We start from the raw sequence: 23410 nt of genomic DNA on the forward strand, positions 1-23410 counted from the left end.
GGCATGTATTCAGCCACCGCCCGACAAGCGCCCATCACTGCCGTTAAACTTTCCTTTTTGGTCGGTGCCTACTCGATGCCCTATACCCCGATCGTCGCCACGCTGGGCTACGTGCTGTCGCCGGATCGAAGCCGCGTGCTGATGATCCACCGCAACGCGCGAGCGGACGACCAGCATCTCGGCAAGTACAACGGCCTCGGCGGCAAGATGGAACCCAACGAAGACATCGCCACATGCATGCGCCGCGAGATCCGGGAAGAAGCCGGCATCGAATGCCTGTCGATGCAACTGCGCGGCACCCTCAACTGGCCCGGCTTCGGCAAGAACGGCGAAGACTGGCTGGGCTTCATCTTCATCATCGACAGCTACAGCGGCATGGCGCTGGAAAGCAATCCTGAAGGTACGCTCGAATGGATCGCGCTCGATCGTCTGATGGAGTTGCCGATGTGGGAAGGCGACCGCCATTTTCTGCCGCTGGTGTTCGACGACGACGCACGGCCGTTTCATGGGGTGATGCCGTATCGCGAGGGGCGAATGGAGTCCTGGGCGTTTACGAGGTTTTAGCTGGAGAAGCGCGCCGAACTTTTCACTCGTCGCCGCAATGACAAAGACAATGAAATACCGCGACTGAAAAAACATCCAAGAGAAGCCTTGATCGTTACGCCACATCCCCCAACCACTCCGCTCCGGAAAACTTTCCATCCGCCAGCGCTTGTGCGCGCGTCAATTCATCGGGCTTCAGGACATCGTGCCGCAACCCGTACAGGCGGCGGAAGGTGGCGATCATGCGTTCGATCACGGCTTCGCGTGGGAGGCCGGTCTGGCTGCGCAGCGGGTCGACGCGTTTGGCGGCGCTGGTGGTGCCCTTGTCGGAAAGTTTTTCGCGACCGATGCGCAGCACGTCGAGCATTTTCGCGGCGTCGATGTCGTAGGCCATGGTGACGTGATGCAACACCGCGCCGCCACGATGCACCTGGGCGGCGCCGGCGATCTTGCCGGCTTCGGAGGTGATGTCGTTCAGTGGCTGGTACCACGCCTTGATGCCGAGCGTGCCCAGCGCCTCGATCACCCACGCATCCAGAAACGCATAGGCTTCCTGGAATGACATGTCCTTGACCAGCGACAGCGGCGCGTAGATGGAATAGGTGATGGTGTTGCCCGGCTCGATGAACATCGCGCCGCCGCCGCTGATGCGTCGCACGATCTCGATGCCATGACGTCGCGCCGCTTGCGCGTCGACTTCGTTGCGCAGCGACTGGAATCTCCCGATGACCACGGCCGACGATGCCCATTCCCAGATGCGCAGCGTGGGCGGCCGGCGTCCGGCGCCGACTTCATGCGTGAGCACGTCGTCCAATGCCATGTGCAGCGCAGGCGATTGCGGAACGGTGTGGATGAGCCGCCACTCGTGGTCGCGCCAGTCGGTTCGCGTCATGCGTTCGTTCCTTCATGCAGTGCGCGTCCCACCACGATCGCGATCGCCTGCGGCGACACGCCATACATCGTCACGTCGGCGCCGAGCGCGCTCTGCATCCTTTCGACGAGATCGGCTTCGGTGGATTGTGTCGCCTGCCCCTCGAGCGCCGCGTTGATGGCTTGCAGCGCGCTGTCGGGTTCGAGAAAGAAATCGCCGCTGAGCTGCACGTCGGCGATGCGGCCCTCGCGGACTTCGAGATCGATCACGACCAGTTTGCCGCCGGGCATCTTGTATTCGCCGTGCATGGCTGACCATCCTCAGGGGGACGGAAGAATTGTGATCCCACTCCCCGCGTGTGTCTCGCGCGGGAATCAGTCATCAGTGACCGTGGAAGCGCCCCGTTTCGCCGCCGATGGAAATGCTCATGCCGCCGGTCGGGTGATCGCAACTGCCGAAGGCCTGGCTCAGGTTTACTTCGCCGCCGCTCCACGAACCGCTGCCGCCGTGGCTGGCGCTGACCATACCGGTACTCACGCTGCCGTGCATCTGTGGCTGGTTGTATTTGGAATCGTCGCACTCGGTGGTGCTGTCGTCGACCACGCGTGTGTCGTTTTCGATCTTGCCGCTGGTGTCGCCGTAGTAGACACCCGGCGCAGTGGAGCTGCCGGCGGGTTTCGCCGCGCTGGAACTCGATGCGGGTACGGACGCATGTGCGCTGGCTGTTGTCGCACTGCTTGGCGGCAGCTTGAGGTTCAGCGGTTTGCCGGCTGTCTGCGCGAAGGCGGAAGTGACGAGCAGGCCGGTGGCCACGGCAAGGGAAAGCTGTTTGACGTTCATGGAAACTCCGGGTCCTGCCTGTCCAACGCACGATGGCACAAGGGCGTGCACATCATGCGCTTCGAACCCGTCAAGGCCCGGTTAGTTCCTGAGCCGGGTTCTCAGCTGGTCGTCTCGATCCGCTCCACACGACGCAAGCCACGCGGCAACAGCCCGCCGCGCGTGGCGCGATTGCCGCCGTATTCGACCAGGTCCGACCACTTCAGGGTCAGCTTGCGCTGGCCGGCGTAGAGCGTCACTTCACCCTTGCCCTCGCTGACCACCGCCACACCGGCCACGCGTTCGTCGCCGCTGGCGAGCTTGGCCTTGGGCACCTCGATCAGCTTGTTGCCCTTGCCCTTGTCGAGTTCCGGCAGTTCGGCGACCGAGAACATCAGCAGGTGACCTTCGGTAGTGACTACCACGATGCGGTCGCGCGACGGGTCGGCGCTGATCGCCGGCGCCAGCACCTTGGCGTGATCTCCCAGGCTGATGATCTGCTTGCCCGCCTTGTTGCGCCCCGTGAGCGCTTCGAAGCGGGTGACAAAACCATAGCCATGATCGGTAGCGAGGATCAGCCGCGTATCGTTATCGCCGGCGATCACGGCGTCGAAACTCGCGCCAGCGGTCGGGCTGAAGCGGCCCGTCAGCGGCTCGCCGTTGCCGCGCGCCGAAGGCAACGTGTGCGCCGGCGTGGAATAGCTGCGCCCAGTGGAATCGATGAACGCGACTTGTTGCGTGGTGCGCGCCTTCACCGCGGCCAGCAGGCCGTCGCCTTCGCGATAGTTGAGGCCGTCGGCGTCGATGTCGTGACCTTTGGCGGCGCGCGCCCAGCCTTTCAGGCTCAGCACCACGGTGACCGGTTCACTCACCACTAGCGCGCTTTCATCCAGCGCCTGCGCGGCTTCGCGCTGCACCAGCGGCGAGCGGCGATCGTCGCCGAATTTCGCAGCATCGGCGCGCAGCTCATCCTTGATCAGGCTCTTGAGCTTGGCTGGTGATTTCAGCAGCACGTTGATTTTCGCGCGCTCTTCTTCGAGCTGGTCGCGCTCGGCGCTGATCTTCATTTCCTCCAGCCGCGCCAGCTGACGCAGGCGGGTTTCGAGAATGTAGTCGGCTTGTTCGTCCGATAATTTGAAGCGCGCGATCAGCACCGGTTTGGGCTCGTCCTCGCTGCGCACGATGCGGATCACTTCATCGAGATTGAGATATGCAATGCGCAACGCCTCAAGCAAATGCAGTCGTCGCTCGACCTTGCCCAAACGATGTTCGAGGCGCTTGGTGACTGTGCTGGTGCGGAACGCCAACCACTCGGTAAGGATGCGCTTGAGGTCCTTCACCGCCGGACGGCCGTCCAGACCGATCATGTTGAGATTGACGCGGAAACTCTTTTCCAGATCGGTGGTGGCGAAAAGATGCTGCATGGTTTCGTCGGCATCGACGCGGTTCGAACGCGGCACGATGACGAGGCGGATCGGATTTTCGTGATCGGATTCGTCGCGCAGGTCTTCGATCATCGGCAGTTTTTTAGCGCGCATCTGTGCGGCGATCTGCTCGAGGATCTTCGACGGGCTGACCTGGTGCGGCAACGCGGTGATCACGATGTTGCTTTCCTCGCGCTGGTACACCGCGCGGGCGCGCACCGAGCCGCCGCCGGTCTGGTACATCGCCAGCAGGTCCGCGCGCGGTGTGATGATTTCCGCTTCGGTCGGGTAGTCCGGTCCGCGCACATGCTCGAAAAGATCCGCGACGGTCGCGGCCGGATCATCCAGAAGGCGGATGCACGCGCTGACCAGCTCGCGCAGGTTGTGCGGCGGGATGTCGGTCGCCATGCCCACCGCGATGCCCATCGAGCCGTTGAGCAGCACGTGAGGTATGCGCGCCGGCAACCAGCTCGGTTCGTCCATGGTGCCGTCGAAATTCGGCACCCAGTCGACCGTGCCCTGACCAAGTTCGCCGAGCAGCGCCTCGGCGATCGGGCTGAGCTTGCTTTCGGTGTAGCGCATCGCGGCAAAACTTTTCGGATCGTCCGGGGAACCGAAATTGCCTTGGCCGTCGACCAGCGGATAGCGATACGAAAACGGCTGCGCCATCAGCACCATCGCTTCGTAGCACGAGCTGTCGCCATGCGGATGAAACTTGCCGATCACGTCGCCGATGGTGCGCGCGGATTTTTTCGGCTTGGCCGTGGCGGCGAGGCCCAGCTCGCTCATCGCGTAGATGATGCGCCGCTGCACCGGTTTGAGGCCGTCGCCGACAAACGGCAGTGCGCGATCCAGCACCACGTACATCGAGTAATCGAGATACGCCCGTTCGGCGTATTCCTTCAGCGGGATCTGTTCGTAATTGGCTTGCAGGTTCATGCGGAAAACATCGTTCGATGGCGCGCAGGTTGCGCGGATAACCGGACGATGGTGCCAGAAAGCGCCAGGACCGTGTAGCAGCAATGCGGTTTGCCACGGCGCAGCGCTTGCATCGGCGACAGTTCGCGCCCGCGCGTTTCGCTATTCGCGAACCGACGCGACGCCGAGCTTTTTCAGTTGAACCTGCACGCTGTCTGGCCCTGCGAGATGCGCGGCGCCGATGGCGATGAAGATCACGCCCGGTTGTTTCATCATCGCGGCGATTTTTCCGGCCCACGTCTGGTTGCGCTCGACGATCAAGCGCCGATAAAGCATGGGTTCTTTCTGACGCAGGTCTTCGTCTTCGAGCCTCGCGATGGTGGCGGTGTCGCCGTTCTTCCACGCGTCGATGAGTTGGGTGAGTTCGATCGCGTCCTTGTCGGCGTCGCGCAATGTCGATCGCAGAAACGCCAGCTGCATGTCCTGCGGAAGCTGCGCGAGAAACCGGATTTGCTGCTCCGCGGTTTCGAGTCCGAGCACATTTTTCCCGGCGGCGATCATCTGCACCTTCAACTGCTTGTCCACACCCTGCTCGGGGTCGAGTCCGGCCTTCAGCAACGGCGCCGCCGCCAGCGTCAATGCAGCGAGCCACGGTCGCATCACCGAGAGCGCCTGTGCGCCACCGGGGACGCCGGCTTTTTCAGCGGCGGCATTCAATTGCAGCATTTCCGAGTGCGGCAGCAGGCTCGGCAGCGGATGTGTCGTGTCGATGCCGTAGCGCATCACCAGCGCCATCATGTTCGCCTGATTGTCGTCGGTCAGTTCGATGTACAGCGTGCCGCTGTCCGTTATCGCCTTGTCGAGCATCGGGTTACGCCAATGCGTGTCGTTCGGCAGCAGGTGAACCGTGCCAAACAAGTAGACGGTGGCGTTTGCGTTCTTCACTACCCACAGCGCCGGTTTCGCGAATGTCGGCAGGCTGATCAGGAGCAGGGTGAAGCCGGCGAGCGCGCGCGCGGGGAACGAAGTTTTCATGTTCGCAGTGTCACGGCAAGCGCGGCTTGATTCAATCCGCGAATTCAATCCGGCGTTGTTCGAAGTTCGCGCGTCATGAACACGTTGTACGGGTCTTCGACGTAATCGCCGAAAGGTTTGCAGAATACGAATCCGAATTTTGCGTAGAGCTGATGCGCCGGCGCGAACGCGGACGCCGAACCGGTTTCAAGGCTGAGTCTCTGATAGCCGCGGCGCTCGGCCTCGTCGAGCAGATGCTGCATCAATGCGGCAGCCACACCCTTGCGCAAGTGCGTCGTGGCCGTGCGCATGGACTTCACTTCGCCATGAGCTGAATCAAGTTGCTTCAGCGCTGCACAGCCCAGCAAGGCGTCGCCGTGCCACGCACTCCAGAACGTGATGTCCGGCTGGCGCAGCGCATCGAGATCGAGCGCATGAATGCTTTCAGGCGGCGAATGCAGAGTCATGCTCTGCAGATGTTCCTGCAGGAGCTGGATGACTGCAGGATGCGTGAGGTCGTCGGTGCGGATGCTCGTGGTCATGTCGATGAATTTACGAGGCGTTACTGCGCCTCGATCCCGCGCAAAAACCCGATCAGCCCATCGAAATACGTCCTCTGATCGTCGTACATCGCCAGATGACTTCCTTTCGGGCACAGCAGGAACTGACCGTGTGGCAGTTTCTTCGCCATGGAGGCCATGTACGCAGGATCCATGGTGTCGTAGCGGGCGCCGATGACGAGGGTGGGGACGGTGATGCGATGGAGATCCTTGCTGCGGTCCCATTGTTCGAGGCGGCCGCTGGCGCCGAGTTCGCTGGGGCCTTGCATCAGCGTGTAGACCTGCTTGTTCATGTGACCGAAGGAGCGCGTGACCGGTTCGGGCCACTGGTCGGCGGGCATGCGCAGTACATGTTGCTCGTAGTGCATGGTGTCGAGGATCTGCATGTAGCGCGGATCGTCGGTCTTGTGTTCGGCTTCCAGCTGCTTCACTTCGGCGAGCTGCTTTTGATCCATCGCCGGCATCAGCACATTCTTCGCGTAGGCGTTGTACGCGGGGATCGAATCCATCATGTTGGAAATGATCAGGCACTTCAGGTGCTGCTGGTATTTCAGCGCGTATTCCATCGCGAGGATGCCGCCCCAGGACTGACCGAGCAGGCAGAAGTTGTCGCTGTCCAGATGCAATGCCTCGCGCACCTGCTCCACTTCATCGACGAAGCGATCGGTGGTCCACAGCGACGTGTCGGTGGGCTGGTCGCTGTACGCGGAACCGAGCTGGTCGTAGTAGTAATACTCGATGCCGGCGGCGGGCAGGTAACTGTCGAAGGCTTCAAAGTATTCGTGCGTGGCACCGGGGCCGCCGTGCAGCAACAGCACCTTGAGCTTCGGGTTGTTGCCGATGCGCTTGGTCCAGACGCGAAATTTTCCCTTGGGCGTGTTGATGGTGATCATCTTCACGCCGCCGCTCAGCACGTCGCTCTGGCCGGCGTTGTCGAAATATTTGGAAGGCTGGGTGTTGGTGGCCGCAGCGCAGTAGGTGATACCAAAACCGACAACGGCCAGCAGACAAAGCAATACGGATTTCATCGCGACTTCCCCCGATACGAAATCAAGTCCGCACTATCCGCCGGCACGGCAGCGGCCGCAATGCTGCGGGATCGTTCAGCGCGGCACGCGATAGCCGCCGGCAACGCCGTGCGGGCTTAAAGTCAGTTGCCACAGTTGATCGCGGCGGCTGCGAAACACGGCCGACGATACGGCGAGGTAATAGCGCCACATGCGTCGGAAGCGCTCGTCATAGTTTGCGGAAAGCGTCGGCCAGGCGGTTTCAAAGTTGGTGTTCCACGCGGTGAGCGTGAGGTCGTAGTCGGTGCCGAAGTTGTGCCAGTCCTCGACCACGAACAGACCTTCCAGCGCGCTGGCAACCTGGCTGGCGGCGGGAATCATCGAGTTGGGGAAAATGTATTTCTCGATCCACGGATCGGTTTGCGCGGGCGCGCCGTTGCTGCCGATGCTGTGCAGGAGCGACAGGCCATCGTCTTTCAGGCAGCGCCGCACGGCTTCGAAATACGTGCCGTAATTCTTGCCGCCGACGTGTTCGAACATGCCGATGGAATACACGGCGTCGAATGCTTCGTCGATCTCGCGGTAATCCTGCAGCCGGATTTCGATCGGCAGGCCGGCGCAGAGTTCGCGCGCGAATGCCGCCTGCTGTTTCGACACGGTGATGCCGACGCCTTGCACGCCGTAGTGTTCCGCCGCGTATTTCAGCGCTTCGCCCCAGCCGCAGCCGATGTCCAACACGCGCTGGCCGGGCTGCAGTTGCAGCTTGCGGCAGATCAGATCGAGCTTGGCCGCCTGCGCGTCATCCAGATTGGTTGCCTCGGCCCAGTAACCGCATGAGTACACGAGACGCTTGCCGAGCATCGCCTGAAAAAGATCGTTGCCAAGGTCGTAATGCACCTTGCCGACTTCGAAAGCGCGCTCGCCTTTCTGCAAGTTGAAGAATCGCGCCTTGAGATGCGTGAGCAAGGTGTCCAGGGTTTTGAGTTCCTGATCGAGTCCGGCGGTGAGCAGTCGCGTGCACAAGCCGGGCAGATCATCGGCGTCCCACCAGCCGTCCATGTAGCCTTCGCCCAGGCCCAGCGAACCGTGTGCGAACACGCGCGCGTAGAGGCGATCGTCATGCACGCGAAGATCGATCGGCGCGTTGCCGTCGATGCGAATGCCGGCGTGTTCAAGCAGCGCGCTGGCACGGTTCTTCAGATCGTCCTGGCTCATGCATACCCCGAAGTTGAATGAGTGGTTTGGAAGCTGTTGATCTCGATCGAAAGCAGGTCAGCCGGAGGGCAAAAGCTCTGGCTTTGTTCTATCCGTCATTCCTGCGAAGGCCGGAATGACGGCGAAGACGTTGCCGAAGCGCGTGCATACGCGGCGTCGACGCCGTCATTCATGCGGCCACGCCAGTGACATGGCGAAGCACGCCGCGGGTCACGATGAGACCAAGAATAGTCATCGTCAGCGAGCCGATCACATGCACCGCCACATGCGCGCTGAACCACATGTACTGCTGGCGCAACAGCAGCGTGGTCGCTTCGGCTGAAAAACTGGAGAACGTGGTGAGCCCGCCGAGAAAGCCGGTGAACACCAGCAAGCGCCAGGCGAGTGGCAGCGCCTGGTAGTGGTCGAACAAACCCATCACGCAGCCCATGATCAGGCCGCCCGCGAGATTGGCCGCCAGCGTGCCCAAGGGCAGGGGAGCAAACAATGGATTGAGCAACAAGCTCAAGCCCCAGCGCAGCCAGCAGCCCAGCATGCCACCAACGCCAACAGCGAGAAATCCGGTAAAGCCCACGAGCGCGTCTCCTGACAATGGATGTGTCCGGGTTGCCGCGGCAGCAGGCGTGCCTGCGCCGCCGGAAACCGGTGGTGCAGGCATCATCAACCTCAACGTCGGACGAGAGGTGGTTCGCCTCGTGCCGTGAACCTGGCGCGAAGCGGGAGGAATGCCATCTCCCGAAGGGCTCATCGTAGTCGATCCGCCAGCCCCGCAGTCAAGCGCGTCTGCGCACGATGGCCGTCTATACTCGCCCGGCCTCTTTCGCGATGTAGCCCATGACGACCACCCTCCATCGCCACGCGCGACGCAGCCTGCCGTGGCTGTTGGCCGCATTGTCGATGATCGGACCGTTCTCGATCGATGCGGTGTTCCCGGCGTTTCCGTTGATCGGCGCGCGCTTCGGCGTGGACGACACGGCCTTGCAGCAGTTGATCAGCGTGTACCTGATCACGTACGCGACAATGAGCCTGTTCCATGGCGCCATCTCCGACGCGATCGGGCGCAAGCCGGTGATGATCGCGGGCATGGCGCTGTACGCACTGGCATCAGCGGGCGCCGCGCTCTCCACATCTTTCGCCATGCTGCTTGCGTGTCGCGGCTTGCAGGGTGTGAGCGCGGGTGCGGGGTTGGTGGTCGGGCGTGCGGTCATCCGCGACACGTTCGAGGGCGCTGATGCGCAGCGGCTGATGTCGCGGGTGATGATGATTTTCGGCGTGGCACCGGTGATCGCGCCGATGGTCGGCGCGCAACTGCTGCCGCTGGGCGGATGGCACGGCATCTTCTGGGTATTGACCGGCTTCACCACACTGCTCGCGTTTGCGCTGACGTGGTGGCTGGAAGAAAGTCATCCGCACGAACGACGCACGCATTTCTCGCCGCGACCCTTGCTTGCGAGTTACGCGATGTTCTGTCGCGATCGTTCGTTCTGGCCGCTGCTGATTGCCAGCTCGGTGAATTTCGGCGGGCTGTTTCTGTACATCGCGTCGGCACCGCGCATCGTGCGCGAGTTGCTGCATCTGTCGGCGCAGGGATTCCCGTGGTTGTTCGTACCGGTGGTGCTCGGGCTGGTTGGCGGTGCGTGGTTGTCCGGTCGCATGGCCGAACGCTGCAGCGTGGCGCTCACGGTTCGAGTCGGTTACGTGGTGATGCTTCTCGCGTGCGTGCTGCACCTTGCGTGTGCGTTGATTTTTCCGTCGCCGCGGCTGCCGTGGTCGATGTTGCCACTGATCCTGCACGGCGTTGGCGTGCAGATCGTGTTTCCGACCATCACGCTGTTGCTGCTCGACCGGTTTCCGCATCAGCGCGGCAACATTTCCTCGGTGCAGGCATTCGCCAGCTTGCTGATCAGCAGTGTCGTGGCCGGCGTGCTGTCGCCGTTGCTGTCGGTAAGCATGTTGCGCTTGGCGCTGGGTGCGTCGTCGTTGACGGTGATCGGTTTTGTGGCATGGCGTATCTATCGCGTCATGACGCGTCATGCACTGGATGAAGCCGCGACACAGCCAGCGGCAGCCGTGATCCTGCAAGCGGAAATCTCGGAGCCGCGCTGAACGCTCAGTCTTGCGAAGGATCAGGCGTGATCACGACAGGCGAGCCGACTTCGGCCCGGTGATTCGCGATGGCCTGCACCAGCGAAGGCGGGCGATAGCTCGCATCGACTCGCCAGCGTTGCCAAACGGACGCATCCACTTTTTCGTTGATGCCGGTGCCGAGGCTGCGATTGAACGGCGGCTTGAAAACCTTGTAGATGCCGTCCATGAATTCCGCATAGGAATTGCGCGGCACGCCGCTGTCGGCATCGACTGCCGGTACGAAGATCGAGCGGCAGGCCAAACCACAGCTGATGGCTTTCTGCTGCAGCCATGCCAGCGGAAGATCGGGTAGTGGATCGGGTTTGCGTCCGGCGCCATCGCGATCGTTGCCACCGCCGACATCGGCGTGCGCGCCGATGAACCAGCGCTGCTCGATGTCGATCTGCTCCAGCTTTTTGGTGGCCGTGGTTTCGCCGGGTTTTACGCTGGCGATGTTGCGTGTCCATAAGGCCGGCTCGAAATCCGCGCGGTGCTCATCCAGTGCCAGCGCCTGATACGCGCATTTGACGATCTTGCTCAGCTCGGTGTCGTGGAACTGGTAGCGTGATCGTGCGAAGGGAAACCATGAAGCGGTGTCGGGAATACCAAGCGAGCCGACCGTGTCCCACACGCCGATGAAATGAATGTCGACTTCGATCGAGTGCTCGGCGCGAAAGACGATCGGTGCCGGGTCGTCGGGCTTGCTGTCGGTATCGCGGTAAAGATCGTAGGCGGCGGAGAGCACGGTTTTCTCGATCCGGCCATCGGCGCCACGCGTGAGCAGGCCGCACTTGCGGATCAGTCCGCCGAGACTGCGCGCCGTGTATGCGCCGCGACTGAAACCGAACAGGTAGATGTCGTCGCCCGGTTGCCACAGATCGGACAGCCAGCGATAGCCGTCCATCACGTTGCCTGACAATCCATAACCGAACGCGCCGCCGAGCAGATGCGAAATGCCCGGCGACACGCCGACGCCGGGAATGTAGTTGACGATCTGCGCGACACCACCGGCATCGCGATCGGCGATCAACCGGCGCAACCGCTCCACGTTGGTATTCGATTCGGGCTTGTTCCAGGTGCCGTCGAACAGCACGGCGAGTCGACGTGTCGTCATGCTTTTCTCCGGCACGAAGCGGTCGTTTTTATACGGGCTAGAGTGTCGGCGAGTCATCGTGCAGCATCGCCTTGCGCACGATCCTGATCGGCGCGAAACCCTGCTGCATGAAGCTGTCGTGGAATTTCGTGAGGTCGAAATCCTTGCCCTGTTTTGCCTGCAGGTCAGTGCGCAGTTTCAGGATCTGCAGCTTGCCCAGTGTGTAGTAGAGATAGGTGGGATCGGACGTGCCGCGCTTGGTTTCCACTTCACCCACGGCGCGCGACTGGTAGCCTTCGCTGGCGAAAAAATCCACCGCCTGCGGCATGGTCATCTGTCCGGTATGCAGCTTGATGCCGACCACGAAACGCGCGTTGCGCAGCAAGGCATCCTGCAGCTGACCCAGACGCAACAACAGTTGCTGGCGCTTGTCGGTGGGAAATTCAAACTGCGCCAAGCCTTCGTCCAGCATCATCTGCTCGCAGTAGTGCGCCCAGCCTTCGACGTTGGTGTTGGCGCCGAGCACCTTGCGCACCGGATCGTCCAGGCGATGCATCCAGAGGAACTGGATGTAGTGCCCCGGATACGCTTCGTGCGCGGCGATGCTGCTGATCACCGGATAGCTGAACTGCGCCATGAATTCCTGCGTGCGCTGCTTGTCCCAGCCGGGCTCGGGCAGGGTGACGTTGAAGTACGCCTCCTTCGCCACTTTCTCGTAGGGTCCGGGTGTGTCCATCGAGGCGAACGTGGTGGCGCGCATGAACGGTGGCGTTTCTTCCACGATCGGCCGCACGTCGGACGGAATCGTGATGATCTGCTTCTGCTTGATGAAGGCAACGAGGTGATCGAAGGTCGCGCGGAAGGTATCGAGGATCTTGTCCGGCGCCGGATAATCCGAACCGAGTTCGGCCAGCACTTCGCGCGGCGTCTTGTTCGGGTCGAGCTGCTTGGCCACGTCGGCAAACTGGCGCTGGTTCTGGCGCATGTTGGCCATGTCGATCGCGATCAACTTGTCCAGCGGCAGCGTGACCATTTCGTCGTACTTGAGCTTGTCGCGAAATGCGGCGGTGCCGATGCGGAAATCACCGTGCGAGCGCGGCAGCACGTCCTTCTGCAACCAGCTCTGGTAATCCTGCAGCGACTTGATCACCCCTGCATTGCTGGTATCGAACTGCTTGCGCAGCTGCACGTCGCTGACATCGGTGAAGGCGGCAGGCACATCGTTCTGGAAAAAATGCACCAGCCCGGGCAATTGTTCGAGCGCGATCTGCGTGTAGATCTTTGGCGGGTTGTCGAGGTTGGCGTGCGCTTCGTCGAGCGCAGCCGGCATCAATGTCTCGCGGGCGATCAAGGCGCGCAGTCGCACATCGGACGGAGCGAACTTGCGTTCCATCAACGAGAACGCGCTGCTGGTGATGCCGCTGGAATAGGTATCCGGATTTTTCTGCCACGGGCGAGTCGTCTGCAGCGTCAGCAGCGTGCTGCGGATGTTGTCGAGCACGAGATCGCGATCGCCACGCACGCGTTCACCCAGCGAGGCGGGATCGACTGCGGCAATTTTCGTTTCCCAGTGCTGAAGTAACTTGACGTTGGCATTGATGCCGGCGCGCGAATAGGCCTCCAGCCGGCTGTCGAAGTCGTGGACGCCGTCAACGGTGGCGATGCTCGGATTGGTTGGAAAGTAAACCGTTTGAAGATAGTCGTTGGACAGTTGCGTGAAGGCGCGATCAGGCGCGGACGGCGCCGCGGCGATCGGGGCCGACTGCGCCAGTGGAGAAGCCATCGCGATGGCGGCAGCGATGCCGATCCAGATTCGCGTCACTTTCAACATCGCCATTCTCCCGGTGGTGTCGCCGCAGATGCGGCGTGGTCTTCGAAGCGGGCATTCTTTGACCCGTTCAATGCAAAACGCAAGCGGCGTAACCTGCACGTTCGGAACGAGAAGGCGGCATGTGATGAGAGAGCAGCAAATGCATCCGGCGATGAATGATCGAATTGCAATTCCGTGCGTTGTTGGAGATTCGCGTGTCTAGAAGGCGCGTCGTATTGAAACGAACTTTCTACCGCCGTGATCCGCGAGTAGTCGCGGTCGATCTGTTGAACAAGGTATTGGTCAATGCGGATGGACGCAGCGGCCGCATCGTGGAGACCGAAGCGTATTGCGGCGCGTTCGACGAAGCGGCGCATTCATGGCGTGGCATGACGCCGCGCAATGCCGTGATGTTCGACCAGCCGGGACTTCTGTATGTGTACTTCACTTATGGCATGCACTGGTGCTGCAACCCGGTGTGCGGCGAACCGGGAGAGGGCGTGGCAGTACTGTTGCGTGCGCTGGCACCGTTGACCGGGCTGGATGCCATGCGTGCAGCGCGTCCTGCGTGCCGTAGCGACCGCGACTTGTGCCGCGGACCGGCGCGGCTTTGTCAGGCGATGGGCATTGGCAAACTGCAGAACGGCATCGACCTTATTTCCGGAAACGGCGGCTACAGCATCATCGACGATGGCATGTCGCCACCGGCAGAACCCGTGGCCGCGGCTCGCGTCGGCATCACACGCGCGGTCGAGCAACTCTGGCGCTGGTATGTGCCAGGCGATCCGTACGTTTCGCGACGCTGATCGACCGGCGTTCTTGGGCTGCTGATGGAATGTTGACGAACGCTTGATCGCGTGAGGCGCAATTTTCTGTCGGACGCCGAGGTCGCATGCAGAGAGAGAGTGTGTGGCGTCGCCTTCCGAACGGAGAAGACCATGCCGTACAAAACAACGCGTGAGTTGCCCGAGTCCGTGCGCGGCCATATTCCTGCGCATGCGCAGGACATCTACAGGCAGGCGTTCAACCATGCGTGGGATGAGTATGCCGACAGCAAGGAACGACACGGCGACGAGTCACGTGAACAAGTGGCGCACAAGGTGGCCTGGTCGGCGGTGAAGCAAAGCTACGGCAGGGGCGACGACGGCAACTGGCACCGCAAATAGCGCGGTGATCAGCAGGGCAGGCCGCGGCCGAGCAGAAAGGCCCGGGCGTTTTCGGCGTCTTGTTCAAACCACGCGCGGGTCGAACCCCGTCGGAATGAATATCCCCACGCATCCATGTCGGCCATCAACCTTTCGCGGCCGACGCTGGGGAGTTCGTCGGCGAGCACAATCTGCAAGTAACAGGTGGCGTCTTCTTCCTCGATCGAGTCGGTGGCATCGGTATGGACGTCCAGACGTCTTTCCTGCGGCAACACGATCAAGTGTCCCGCTTCATGTAATAGCGAATGGACGGGCGTGTCGTCGCGAGCGTAGACCGTGTCGCCGATAATTCCCGCTTCCTCGTCGCCCCAGAAACTTCCGGGAATGGGTTCGTCGTTCGGCACGCGCTGAAGGCGCAGGCCGAAACGAGCGAGCAGCGCGGCGGGTGCGGCAAATCCCAGCGTCGCCATGCGCATCACCGTATTGGCGAGGTCCTCAGTGCTTGAGTTGGCGTCGTCGGTGGGCATGTTTACAAATAACGGAGGCTCAAACGAAACCGGGCGATCATGGATCGCCCGGCACGGTATCGGGTGATGCCGGCGGATTCAGCCGGTTTTTGCTTCGCGCGCACCAGGCTTGCCATCGGGCAGGGTGACGGAAAGTTCGAGGATCTCGTGTCCGCTGTCGCGTTCGACGTTGATGTTGATCGCGTCGATCTCGACATGAACGTATTTCTTGATCACTTCGAGCAGCTCGTTGCGCATCATGGGCAGGTAATCTGGTGCGCCGCGGGTGGAGCGCTCCTGCGCCACGATGATCCGCAGTCGCTCGCGCGCGACCGTGGCGGTGGCTTCGGGTTTGCGCTTCAGGAAATCAAGAATGCCCATCGTGATCAACCTCCGAACACGCGCTGGAGAAAGCCCTTCTTGGGCACGTCGATAAAGCGCAGCGGGCGCTCTTCGCCGAGGAGGCGTGCCACCGTATCGCTGTAAGCCTGGCCCGCCAGTGAATTGGTGTCGACGATCACCGGAATGCCGTTGTTCGACGCGGTCAACACGTTCTCCGATTCCGGGATCACGCCGAGCACTTCGATGCCGAGGATTTCCTCGACGTCTTTCACGCTGAGCATTTCACCGATCGCGACGCGGGCCGGGTTGTAGCGCGTGAGCAGCAAGTGCTGAGTGACCGGCGTCTCGCCTTTTTCCGCGCGCCGGGTCTTGCTGGCGAGCAGGCCGAGGATGCGATCGGAGTCGCGCACCGACGAAACTTCAGGGTTCACCACAACGACCGCGTGATCGGCGAAGTACATCGCCAGATGCGCGCCTTTCTCGATGCCGGCCGGCGAATCGCAGACCACGAAGTCGAAGCCTTCTTCGGACAAGCCGTCGAGCACTTTTTCGACGCCTTCCTGGGTCAGCGCATCCTTGTCGCGAGTCTGGCTGGCGGCAAGAACGTAGAGGTTGTCGTGGCGCTTGTCCTTGATCAGCGACTGCTTGAGCGTCGCTTCGCCGTGCACGACGTTGACGAAGTCGTACACCACGCGTCGCTCGCAGCCCATGATCAGGTCGAGATTGCGCAGGCCGACATCGAAATCGATCACGGCGACTTTCTTGCCGGCCATCGCCAGGCCGGTGGCCAGCGAAGCGCTTGTCGTGGTCTTGCCGACGCCGCCTTTGCCGGAGGTGACAACGATAATCTCAGCAGTCAAGGGTTCATCTCCCGGTGGTTCTTGTTGTCGTTATTGTTGTTAGTGATCACAGCTTGGCGATCAACAGCTTTTCGCCTTCCAGCCAGCATTGCACGGACTGACCTTCGAGGTCGTCAGGAATTTGTTCGAATACGCGGTAGTGGCCGGCGATGGCGACCAGTTCCGCGCGGAAATCGGAGACGAAGATGCGTGCCTTTTCGTCGCCTTGCGCACCGGCCATGGCACGACCGCGCAAGCCGCCATAAATATGGATGTTGCCGTCGGCGATCACTTCGGCGCCATTGGCAATCGCGCCGGTGACGATGAGGTCGCGTTCACGCGCATACACCTGCTGGCCCGAGCGGACCGCACCGGCGTGATGCTGCGCGCCCTGCATGCTGCCGGGTGCGGGCGCGGAGAGAATCGGCTCGCGCTGGATCGGCGCCGCCGGTTCGGCGCGTGCGGGCTCGGCCGCAGCAGCGGTGCCGCCCACGGGTTCATACGCGGCGCGGAATTTCGCGATCAACGGCAAACCCATGCGCTTGGCCAGCGCTTCGGTATCGCTGGTGCCGTAGGCGAGGCCGACGGGAAGCATGCCGGCGCTGCGCACGGCCTCCAGCAATGCATCGACGGCGCCGTCATCGGGCAGGTCGAGCAAGTGGCTCAGGTCGAGCACGACAGCGGCGCGGGAAAACATCTGTGGCGCGGCGCGCACGCGTCGTTCGAGTTCATCGCAAAGCGCGGCGGCATCGACGCGACGCACGCGCACGCAGGCGATGCCGACCTGGCCAAAGCGCAGGTCGCAGGCGTCGGAAGTTTCCATCCTGGCGTTCATGGCTGGCGCTCCCCGGCGACGCGGCGACGCGAAACGGTGGTTGCCGGCGGACGCTCGCGCTCGGCGAGCCAGGCGACACTCGGCAAACCGCCGTGGTCGAGCCAGGTTTCGCGAACGTAGCTGTAGCTCGGCAAGTCGCGCGCGAGCAGGCTCACCTGCGGGCCGTTCTCGCCCATGCGCTGTTGTCCCACTTCCTGAAAACCGTAGGTGCCGTGGAACAACACGACGACGTCGTCGCGCGGCTCCAGAAATACTTCGCAGGCGAGCAACGGCACGCGCACTTCGGCGTAGCTGTGTACATCGCAATAGAAAATACGGCCAAGGCCATGACGCCGGTACGCGTTGGCGATCACGATGCGATCGACGTAGACGAATTGTGGATACCGTTCGGCGAACCAGCGGTAGTTCGGACTTTCGTAATTGCCGTCTTCGCGCAAGGCGATCAGGAAGCCTGCGAGATGACCGTCGATTTCGGCGACGCGGAAATATTCGGCGTGCTCGAAAAAATAACGCAGCTGGGCTGCGTCGAGGGCGAGGATGGAGCGACCGGCGGCGTTGTTAAGCGCCAGTACGGCATCCAGGTCGTGCTCGCGCACGTCGCGGATGGCAAGGGCCATTCGTTGCTCCGCATGTTGGGTTCGGGGACAAGGCCGATCAGCGCCTCGCTCAGTGGCGCATTATGGCATGCGGTAACAGCGGGCACACCCGGCGCGCGCATGTAAAAGCTTCGTAAAAAGACGGCCAGCCCCGCTGGATCGGCGGTCGTGCATGACTTATCGCGCATTGCGCGGTGACCGGGCTCGCCTATGATGCTTCGATGCCTTGGGTCAACTTCAGCCACACCCGTTTGCTGCGCTACGCCGGGTTATTCACCTACCTGTGCGTGTCGTTGCCGTTGCTGCCTGGCAGTTGGAGCCTGGCAAGGGTCAGTGCGATATGGAGCAATCCGAACATCTCGGGCTGGATTGTTTCCTACGTCATCTTTGGCCTGACTTATCTGTTGCTGACGCGTCGCTCGAGCATGACGCGGCAGAGCGGTGCGCCGCAGCTGATCAAGATTTTCGGTCTGCTGGTGCTGACCAGTTCGGCGATCGCCATGGGCTGGTTCAGTCAGAGCGGTTTGTCGGCCATGTTGATGCTGGTCATTGCCGTGGTACTGCCATGGCAGTTGCCCGTGGGTATCGGCTTGGCATGGCTGCTGATTCAGAACCTGATGCTGATTCCGATCATTGCCAACTACATGGGTTGGACGATCGTCACCGCTTGCTTGCAGGTATGCATGTACCTGGGCATTTCGACACTGACTTTCATTACCTCGATGGTAGCGAGCCAACAGGCCGAGCAACGCGAAGGGCAGCGCCGACTGAACTCCGAGCTCCGCGCTACGCGCGCGTTGCTGGCCGAGTCCACGCGCATTGCCGAACGCATGCGCATTGCCCGCGAACTGCATGACCTCATCGGGCATCACCTGACAGCGTTGAGCCTGAATCTCGAGGTGGCCAGCCATCTGACCAACGACGCGGCGAGCGCGCATGTGCGCAAGGCCCAGAGCACGGCCAAGCACTTGCTGGCCGATGTGCGCGAAGCGGTCAGCGAACTGCGCCAGGACGATGCGATCGACCTGACTCAGGCGCTTCGCAGCCTCACGGAGGGCGTGCCGGGATTGCAGATTCACGTGGTGATGCCACCGCGTTTCAGTGTGGAGGATCCGCGGCGTGCGCAGGTGCTGCTGCGTTGCGCGCAGGAAATCATCACGAATACCGCCCGGCATGCGGGGGCGCGCAATCTGTGGCTCAATTTCGCCTATGCCGACGCCAGCCTGCTGGGCCTGCATGCCCGCGACGACGGGCGCGGTGCGGAAAAGGTGCAGCCGGGCAACGGGTTGTCCGGCATGCGCGAGCGGCTGGCGGAATTCGGCGGCAGCGTCACCCTGGATGCGGGCCTCAGCCAAGGTTTTGCACTGACCGTGCGGCTGCCGCTGGGCGAGCGCGCGACACTGGCGCATGCGCCCTCGCGCTTCGAGCCGCCGGCGCTGAGCGTGTCGTGATGTCGACGATTCGCGTCCTCATGTCAGAATGCGCGGTGTTCGGAACGATCGGGTGCCGGCGCCTGTCGCTGCAGTTCCACGAAACGAGTTTGCACGAGGATTCGCGATGATTTCCGTTTGTCTCGTCGACGACCAGAATCTGGTTCGCCAGGGCGTCCGCTCATTGCTGGATCTGGCGGAAGACATCCGCGTGATAGGGGAATGCTCCGACGGCGCACAGGCGGTGCAGGATATTCCGCGCATCCGCCCCGACGTGGTGCTGCTGGACCTGCGCATGCCCAACATGAGCGGGCTGGAAGTGCTGCAGGCATTGTCGGCGCGCAACGAGCTGCCACCGACCATCATCCTGACCACCTTCGACGACGACCAGCTCGTGTTGCAGGGACTCAAGGCCGGCGCGCGCGGTTATCTGCTGAAGGACGTATCGCTTGAGCAACTGGTCGAGGCCGTCCGAACGGTGGCGGCGGGTGGTTCGCTAGTGGCGCCGATGGTGACGCAGCGCCTGATGGCCGGCGTCGCGCGCATGCAGAACCATTTCACCAGTCTGGAACAGCCCGATCCGCTGACCGAGCGCGAGACGGAAATCCTGCGGCTGCTGTCCGGCGGCTACAGCAACAAGGAAATCGCCAACTCGCTGAAGGTGGCGGAGGGCACCGTGAAAAATCACGTCTCCAACATCCTTTCCAAGCTGGGCGTACGTGACAGGACGCGCGCAGTGCTCAAGGCGCTTGAGCTCGGTATTGTCTGAGTTCGCCAAGCGGCTGGCGCCGTGGCGTTTCGCCGTTTCGCGACGCGGTTTCGTGGTGCTCCCGCATGGCGCCGGGCCTCACTTTTAGCCATCCAGATGACGTCGTGCGCGCGGATAGCGTTCCAGCGCGCGAGCAAGTAACATCCCTAGCTTCGGCATATGCCGACCCCCCGTTATGGTGCTTGCTCAACCCCGGGCAGACCGCGCGACAGCAGGGGCGACATCCTTAGGTATGGCGTAGAGACGCTTCGGAGAACTCTGGAATGATGCGTGTCCTTGAATTTCTAGTTGCCCTGGTCATTGTCGTGGCGATCGGTGTCCTGGCGGCTGTGGTCATGCCGGGCAGTGGTCACCTGGATCGCTCGGTGGTTGTGGGCAAGGACATGCGTCAGGTCTACGACGTGGTCGACAACTTCCGTCGTTTCCCAGATTACTCGGAACTTCGCTCGCTTGATCCCAGCGTGCAGTTCACTTTTTCCGGCAAGTCCTACGGCCCCGGTGCCGAAGTGGCCTGGACTACATCCAACGCCAAGCTCGGCAACGGCGCACTGACCATCGCCAGCGCCACGCCCGACTTCAACAAGATCGACAGCAACACCAAGGACGCCACCATTGTGTGGGATCTGGACAACACCTGGCGCGGTTCGGACAAGCACTTCACGCTGGATCTTGAGCGCCAGGGCAGCCGCGGTCAGCTGACTCAGGTGAACTGGGCGTATGACGTGTCCTACGGCTGGAACCTGATCAACCGTTTCGCCAATCTCTACATCCATGGCGATCCGGACTCCTTCGTCCAGTTCAGCCTGAACAATCTGCAGAACGTGCTCGCCGGTGTGCCGAACATCGACTACAGCCAGTTGATTCCATACATCGAGCAGACGCAGCCCGCGCCGGTGCTGCTGGTATCGGGCTCGATCCAGCGCAAGGACGGTCTCGAGGCTCTGGAAGATGCAATCAACAAGGCAAGCACCGAGATTCAGGCGGCCGCCAAGAAGCTCGGCGTCAACGTGACCGGTCCGCGGATCCTGTTCACCACCAACTACGGCGAAGACGTCTTCACGTTTGACGTGGCGCTGCCGATCGACTCCAGCACGCTCACCGTGAACGGTCAGAGCGAGCAGTTGACTGCGGCCACGCCGCCGGCGCTCGATGCTTCCGGTGCACCTGCACCCGCCAGCACCGCCGCCGACGCAGCCAGCGCCGCTGCCGTCACACCGGGCAGCCGCGATCGCTTCGGTCGTCTGGTGATCGACAACGACGTTCGCGCCACGCTCGCCTTTGGCGGTGCTGCCCTCAAGGGCGTGTGGAGCGGCACGTTCGCCGGTGTGCCGCAGGTGCGCGACTCGCTCAAGGCCTACTCGCTGACTCACGGCTACAAGTTCGACGACGTGGTCGCCCGCTCGTACGACATCCTGGTGTCGCCGGATGTGAAGGACGCTGGCGGCAACATCACCAGCTACGCCAAGTACGCGATCTACCTGCCGATCACCAATGCGCCTGAGAAAACCCCGGAGCAGGAAGCGGGCATGCAGCCGCCGGCACCCGATGACGGCAGCAACACGCCGGCCTCGGCCAGCACGGCTCCGGCAGCCGCTGGCACTGCTGCCGCACCGGCGAGCAGCGCCGCCGCTCCGGCGAGTGCCGCCAGCGCCGCGCACTGATTCGTCAGCTTCGGCAAAAAACGAGAGGCCCTTCTTTGCGGAAGGGCCTTTTCTTTTGAAGCCGGACATAGCGCGGTATGCCGCAAGCCACCGGCGAACTTCGCCGAACTCTTGCGGTACATTGCAGAAACGGTGTTGCGCCGACCTTGAACATCTTCGGCGCACGACATTGAATACCGCAGCGATCCATCACCGGACATGATCGAAACCGAACGACTCACACGATGCTACGGCAGCCTGACAGCGGTGGACGCGCTGAGCATCCGTGTCGAGCCCGGTCAGGTGTTGGGCCTGCTCGGTCCGAACGGCGCCGGCAAATCGACCGCCATGCGCATGGTTGCCGGGTTCCTGGCCCCCACTTCGGGCACGGCGAGGGTGTGCGGTTACGACGTTATCCGCGAGCCGCTGAAGGCCAAGCGCGCCCTGGGATATCTGCCCGAAGGCGCGCCCAGTTACGGCGAGCTGACGGTGCGGGAATTCCTGCTGTTCATCGTGCGCGTGCGCGGGCTCAAATCCGATGTGGCGTTCCGGCGTTTCGATGACGTGGTGCAGCGCCTGCAGCTTGAGGAAGTGCTCGGACTGTGCATCGACACCCTGTCCAAGGGGCTTCGGCGGCGAGTCGGACTGGCGCAGGCGATCCTGCACGATCCACCGGTATTGATGCTGGACGAACCCACCGACGGCCTGGATCCGAACCAGAAGCACGCGGTGCGGCAACTCATCGACATGATGGCGCGCGATCGCACGATTCTCATCTCGACGCATCTACTCGAGGAAGTGCATGCGCTGTGCAATCGCGTGGTGATCATCGCCCGCGGCAAGTTGCAGGCCGACGCCACGCCGGCGGAACTGGAGCAGCGTTCGCGCTATCACGGCGCGGTGAGTTTCAGCGCGCCGGGCAGCGGCATGTCGCAGGAAATGCTCGGCCGTTTGCCGCAGGTCGCGGCGATCGAGGTCGATCCGCTTGATGGCCGGATCACCGTGTTCCCCAAGGCGGGTGAACGCATTCTCGATGCGGTCGAAACGCTGCTGCGCGAACAGGGCCTGGAAGTGTCCGAAATCCAGCTCGAACGTGGACGGCTGGACGAAGTATTCCGTCAGATCACGACGTCCGACGCCATCACCGCCGCCACCCCACAGGAGAGCAGGGCATGACCGCCGTCGGCGCGGTGATGCGGCGCGAGCTGCGCAGTTATTTCGTCACGCCTGTGGCGTATGTGTTCCTGGTGATCTTTCTGGTGCTGGCCGGCATCCTCACGTTTTACGCGGGCGATTTCTACGAGCGCGGGCAGGCCGACCTGCAGCCGTTCTTCGAAATGCATCCGTGGCTGTACCTGATCCTCGTGCCTGCGATCACCATGCGCATGTGGGCCGAGGAAACCAAGGGCGGCACGCTGGAACTGTTGCTGACGCTGCCGCTCACCTTGTGGCAGGCGATGCTCGGAAAATTTCTTGCAGCATGGTTGTTCATCGGCCTCGCGCTCGTGCTGACGCTGCCGATCTGGATCACCGTCAACTATCTCGGCGCGCCCGACAACGGCGTGATTCTCGCGGGCTATCTCGGCAGCTGGATGATGGCCGGTACCTTCATCGCGATCGGCGCGTGCCTTTCCGCACTCACGCGCAGCCAGGTGGTGGCTTTCATTCTCACCGCGCTGGTGTGCGTGTTGTTGATACTCGCCGGGCAGCAACAGGTGCTGGATTTTTTCCAGGGCACGCTGCCGCGCAAAGTGATCAACGGCGTGGCGCATCTTTCGATGTTGCGGCACTTCGAGGCGATTGCGCGCGGCGTGCTCGATCTGCGTGATCTGCTGTACTTCGCGTTGAGCATGATCGGCTGGCTGATCGCCGGCGTGTTGTTGCTCGACCTGAAGCGGACGCGCTGA

At 62.2% G+C, this 23410-nt stretch carries 25 protein-coding genes and 1 riboswitch; of the genes, 9 read left to right on the plus strand and 16 right to left on the minus strand.

Annotation, left to right across the window (positions count from 1 at the left end):
* Positions 1–75: 75 nt before the first annotated feature.
* Positions 76–564, plus strand: coding sequence for an 8-oxo-dGTP diphosphatase (locus GSQ73_RS16970; RefSeq protein ID WP_158886601.1), 489 nt, complete (start codon positions 76–78; stop codon positions 562–564).
* Between the two features lie 94 nt (positions 565–658).
* Here the strand turns inward: GSQ73_RS16970 and GSQ73_RS16975 are convergent, their stop codons facing one another.
* The 9 genes from GSQ73_RS16975 to crcB all read right to left on the minus strand — a co-directional run bounded on the left by GSQ73_RS16975 (position 659) and on the right by crcB (position 8945).
* Positions 659–1435 carry a lipoate--protein ligase family protein gene (locus GSQ73_RS16975; RefSeq protein ID WP_158886083.1) on the minus strand — a complete coding sequence of 259 codons (777 nt, stop codon included), beginning with the start codon at positions 1433–1435 and terminating at the stop codon, positions 659–661.
* Positions 1432–1722 (minus strand): lipoate protein ligase C-terminal domain-containing protein, encoded by a 291-nt coding sequence (locus GSQ73_RS16980; RefSeq protein WP_158886086.1) that lies wholly within the window; start codon positions 1720–1722, stop codon positions 1432–1434. Before GSQ73_RS16980 ends, GSQ73_RS16975 begins: the two co-directional genes overlap by 4 nt.
* 73 nt (positions 1723–1795) lie before the next feature.
* Complete coding sequence (locus tag GSQ73_RS16985; RefSeq protein ID WP_174236113.1) at positions 1796–2254, minus strand: hypothetical protein; 459 nt, start codon at positions 2252–2254, stop codon at positions 1796–1798.
* A gap of 101 nt (positions 2255–2355) precedes the next feature.
* The gene (gene parC, locus GSQ73_RS16990; protein WP_158886087.1) at positions 2356–4596 is read right to left on the minus strand and encodes a DNA topoisomerase IV subunit A; all 2241 of its coding nucleotides are present in this window, start codon (positions 4594–4596) and stop codon (positions 2356–2358) included.
* A 141-nt stretch (positions 4597–4737) separates the two neighbouring features.
* Positions 4738–5610, minus strand: a complete 873-nt coding sequence (locus GSQ73_RS16995; protein ID WP_158886089.1) for a TraB/GumN family protein — start codon at positions 5608–5610, stop codon at positions 4738–4740.
* Between the two features lie 44 nt (positions 5611–5654).
* Complete coding sequence (locus GSQ73_RS17000; RefSeq protein WP_158886091.1) at positions 5655–6131, minus strand: GNAT family N-acetyltransferase; 477 nt, start codon at positions 6129–6131, stop codon at positions 5655–5657.
* Positions 6132–6151: 20 nt separating this feature from the next.
* Positions 6152–7177, minus strand: a complete 1026-nt coding sequence (locus GSQ73_RS17005) for a proline iminopeptidase-family hydrolase (RefSeq protein ID WP_158886094.1) — start codon at positions 7175–7177, stop codon at positions 6152–6154.
* A 75-nt stretch (positions 7178–7252) separates the two neighbouring features.
* A complete protein-coding gene (cfa, locus tag GSQ73_RS17010) occupies positions 7253–8371 on the minus strand; it encodes a cyclopropane fatty acyl phospholipid synthase (protein WP_158886095.1) in 1119 nt (372 codons plus the stop codon).
* A gap of 169 nt (positions 8372–8540) precedes the next feature.
* Positions 8541–8945 carry a fluoride efflux transporter CrcB gene (gene crcB, locus GSQ73_RS17015; RefSeq protein WP_158886097.1) on the minus strand — a complete coding sequence of 135 codons (405 nt, stop codon included), beginning with the start codon at positions 8943–8945 and terminating at the stop codon, positions 8541–8543.
* A 70-nt stretch (positions 8946–9015) separates the two neighbouring features.
* Positions 9016–9116: riboswitch (Fluoride riboswitch) on the minus strand.
* An 89-nt stretch (positions 9117–9205) separates the two neighbouring features.
* On the opposite strand from crcB, the gene GSQ73_RS17020 reads away from it, so the two are divergent.
* Entirely contained in the window at positions 9206–10477 is a 1272-nt protein-coding gene (locus tag GSQ73_RS17020) for a multidrug effflux MFS transporter (RefSeq protein WP_158886099.1), read from the plus strand.
* A gap of 4 nt (positions 10478–10481) precedes the next feature.
* On the opposite strand, the gene GSQ73_RS17025 is transcribed toward GSQ73_RS17020, so the two are convergent.
* Together GSQ73_RS17025 and GSQ73_RS17030 are read right to left on the minus strand one after the other, a co-directional pair.
* Positions 10482–11612, minus strand: a complete 1131-nt coding sequence (locus GSQ73_RS17025) for a DUF2235 domain-containing protein (protein WP_158886101.1) — start codon at positions 11610–11612, stop codon at positions 10482–10484.
* 37 nt (positions 11613–11649) lie between these two features.
* Positions 11650–13422, minus strand: a complete 1773-nt coding sequence (locus GSQ73_RS17030) for a DUF885 domain-containing protein (RefSeq protein ID WP_158886103.1) — start codon at positions 13420–13422, stop codon at positions 11650–11652.
* A gap of 155 nt (positions 13423–13577) precedes the next feature.
* Here GSQ73_RS17030 and GSQ73_RS17035 point away from each other — a divergent pair, with 155 nt between their 5' ends.
* The gene (locus GSQ73_RS17035) at positions 13578–14207 is read left to right on the plus strand and encodes a DNA-3-methyladenine glycosylase (RefSeq protein WP_158886105.1); all 630 of its coding nucleotides are present in this window, start codon (positions 13578–13580) and stop codon (positions 14205–14207) included.
* A gap of 132 nt (positions 14208–14339) precedes the next feature.
* Complete coding sequence (gene chaB / locus GSQ73_RS17040) at positions 14340–14567, plus strand: putative cation transport regulator ChaB (RefSeq protein ID WP_158886107.1); 228 nt, start codon at positions 14340–14342, stop codon at positions 14565–14567.
* A gap of 8 nt (positions 14568–14575) precedes the next feature.
* Here chaB and GSQ73_RS17045 read toward each other — a convergent pair whose 3' ends face one another.
* The 5 genes from GSQ73_RS17045 to GSQ73_RS17065 form a co-directional block, all read right to left on the minus strand.
* Entirely contained in the window at positions 14576–15073 is a 498-nt protein-coding gene (locus tag GSQ73_RS17045) for a hypothetical protein (RefSeq protein ID WP_158886109.1), read from the minus strand.
* Between the two features lie 78 nt (positions 15074–15151).
* Complete coding sequence (gene minE / locus GSQ73_RS17050) at positions 15152–15433, minus strand: cell division topological specificity factor MinE (protein ID WP_158886111.1); 282 nt, start codon at positions 15431–15433, stop codon at positions 15152–15154.
* Positions 15434–15438: 5 nt separating this feature from the next.
* Positions 15439–16254: a septum site-determining protein MinD gene (minD, locus tag GSQ73_RS17055; protein WP_158886113.1), complete on the minus strand. Its 816-nt coding sequence runs from the start codon at positions 16252–16254 to the stop codon at positions 15439–15441.
* 46 nt (positions 16255–16300) lie between these two features.
* The gene (gene minC, locus GSQ73_RS17060; RefSeq protein WP_158886115.1) at positions 16301–17068 is read right to left on the minus strand and encodes a septum site-determining protein MinC; all 768 of its coding nucleotides are present in this window, start codon (positions 17066–17068) and stop codon (positions 16301–16303) included.
* Positions 17065–17685, minus strand: coding sequence for a GNAT family N-acetyltransferase (locus tag GSQ73_RS17065; RefSeq protein ID WP_158886117.1), 621 nt, complete (start codon positions 17683–17685; stop codon positions 17065–17067). Before GSQ73_RS17065 ends, minC begins: the two co-directional genes overlap by 4 nt.
* Before the next feature lie 200 nt (positions 17686–17885).
* Between GSQ73_RS17065 and GSQ73_RS17070 the strand changes: the two genes are divergently transcribed.
* The 5 genes from GSQ73_RS17070 (at position 17886) to GSQ73_RS17090 (ending at position 23410) form a co-directional block, all read left to right on the plus strand.
* Positions 17886–19115, plus strand: a complete 1230-nt coding sequence (locus tag GSQ73_RS17070; protein ID WP_158886119.1) for a sensor histidine kinase — start codon at positions 17886–17888, stop codon at positions 19113–19115.
* A 106-nt stretch (positions 19116–19221) separates the two neighbouring features.
* Positions 19222–19863, plus strand: a complete 642-nt coding sequence (locus GSQ73_RS17075) for a response regulator transcription factor (RefSeq protein WP_158886121.1) — start codon at positions 19222–19224, stop codon at positions 19861–19863.
* A 263-nt stretch (positions 19864–20126) separates the two neighbouring features.
* Positions 20127–21524: a polyketide cyclase gene (locus tag GSQ73_RS17080; protein WP_158886123.1), complete on the plus strand. Its 1398-nt coding sequence runs from the start codon at positions 20127–20129 to the stop codon at positions 21522–21524.
* A gap of 198 nt (positions 21525–21722) precedes the next feature.
* On the plus strand, positions 21723–22679 hold the full coding sequence (locus GSQ73_RS17085; protein WP_158886125.1) for an ABC transporter ATP-binding protein: 957 nt from the start codon (positions 21723–21725) through the stop codon (positions 22677–22679).
* Entirely contained in the window at positions 22676–23410 is a 735-nt protein-coding gene (locus GSQ73_RS17090; RefSeq protein ID WP_158886127.1) for an ABC transporter permease subunit, read from the plus strand. The genes GSQ73_RS17085 and GSQ73_RS17090 overlap by 4 nt, the downstream gene beginning before the upstream one ends.

It is taken from the genome of Rhodanobacter sp. L36, assembly GCF_009765755.1.
GTDB lineage: Bacteria > Pseudomonadota > Gammaproteobacteria > Xanthomonadales > Rhodanobacteraceae > Rhodanobacter.

What these genes read in the sequence shown, in the direction of transcription:
- GSQ73_RS17080 (WP_158886123.1), top strand. Translation starts at nt 20,127, where the DNA reads ATGATGCGTGTCCTTGAATTTCTAGTTGCCCTGGTCATTGTCGTGGCG.
- GSQ73_RS17085 (WP_158886125.1), top strand. Translation starts at nt 21,723, where the DNA reads ATGATCGAAACCGAACGACTCACACGATGCTACGGCAGCCTGACAGCG.
- GSQ73_RS16995 (WP_158886089.1), bottom strand. Translation starts at nt 5,610, where the DNA reads ATGAAAACTTCGTTCCCCGCGCGCGCGCTCGCCGGCTTCACCCTGCTC.
- chaB (WP_158886107.1), top strand. Translation starts at nt 14,340, where the DNA reads ATGCCGTACAAAACAACGCGTGAGTTGCCCGAGTCCGTGCGCGGCCAT.
- cfa (WP_158886095.1), bottom strand. Translation starts at nt 8,371, where the DNA reads ATGAGCCAGGACGATCTGAAGAACCGTGCCAGCGCGCTGCTTGAACAC.
- GSQ73_RS17005 (WP_158886094.1), bottom strand. Translation starts at nt 7,177, where the DNA reads ATGAAATCCGTATTGCTTTGTCTGCTGGCCGTTGTCGGTTTTGGTATC.
- GSQ73_RS17025 (WP_158886101.1), bottom strand. Translation starts at nt 11,612, where the DNA reads ATGACGACACGTCGACTCGCCGTGCTGTTCGACGGCACCTGGAACAAG.
- GSQ73_RS17090 (WP_158886127.1), top strand. Translation starts at nt 22,676, where the DNA reads ATGACCGCCGTCGGCGCGGTGATGCGGCGCGAGCTGCGCAGTTATTTC.
- GSQ73_RS17035 (WP_158886105.1), top strand. Translation starts at nt 13,578, where the DNA reads ATGATCGAATTGCAATTCCGTGCGTTGTTGGAGATTCGCGTGTCTAGA.
- GSQ73_RS16975 (WP_158886083.1), bottom strand. Translation starts at nt 1,435, where the DNA reads ATGACGCGAACCGACTGGCGCGACCACGAGTGGCGGCTCATCCACACC.
- GSQ73_RS17030 (WP_158886103.1), bottom strand. Translation starts at nt 13,422, where the DNA reads ATGTTGAAAGTGACGCGAATCTGGATCGGCATCGCTGCCGCCATCGCG.
- GSQ73_RS17065 (WP_158886117.1), bottom strand. Translation starts at nt 17,685, where the DNA reads ATGGCCCTTGCCATCCGCGACGTGCGCGAGCACGACCTGGATGCCGTA.
- GSQ73_RS17000 (WP_158886091.1), bottom strand. Translation starts at nt 6,131, where the DNA reads ATGACCACGAGCATCCGCACCGACGACCTCACGCATCCTGCAGTCATC.
- GSQ73_RS16985 (WP_174236113.1), bottom strand. Translation starts at nt 2,254, where the DNA reads ATGAACGTCAAACAGCTTTCCCTTGCCGTGGCCACCGGCCTGCTCGTC.
- GSQ73_RS17070 (WP_158886119.1), top strand. Translation starts at nt 17,886, where the DNA reads ATGCCTTGGGTCAACTTCAGCCACACCCGTTTGCTGCGCTACGCCGGG.
- minE (WP_158886111.1), bottom strand. Translation starts at nt 15,433, where the DNA reads ATGGGCATTCTTGATTTCCTGAAGCGCAAACCCGAAGCCACCGCCACG.
- GSQ73_RS16980 (WP_158886086.1), bottom strand. Translation starts at nt 1,722, where the DNA reads ATGCACGGCGAATACAAGATGCCCGGCGGCAAACTGGTCGTGATCGAT.
- GSQ73_RS16970 (WP_158886601.1), top strand. Translation starts at nt 76, where the DNA reads ATGCCCTATACCCCGATCGTCGCCACGCTGGGCTACGTGCTGTCGCCG.
- GSQ73_RS17075 (WP_158886121.1), top strand. Translation starts at nt 19,222, where the DNA reads ATGATTTCCGTTTGTCTCGTCGACGACCAGAATCTGGTTCGCCAGGGC.
- parC (WP_158886087.1), bottom strand. Translation starts at nt 4,596, where the DNA reads ATGAACCTGCAAGCCAATTACGAACAGATCCCGCTGAAGGAATACGCC.
- minC (WP_158886115.1), bottom strand. Translation starts at nt 17,068, where the DNA reads ATGAACGCCAGGATGGAAACTTCCGACGCCTGCGACCTGCGCTTTGGC.
- GSQ73_RS17020 (WP_158886099.1), top strand. Translation starts at nt 9,206, where the DNA reads ATGACGACCACCCTCCATCGCCACGCGCGACGCAGCCTGCCGTGGCTG.
- GSQ73_RS17045 (WP_158886109.1), bottom strand. Translation starts at nt 15,073, where the DNA reads ATGCCCACCGACGACGCCAACTCAAGCACTGAGGACCTCGCCAATACG.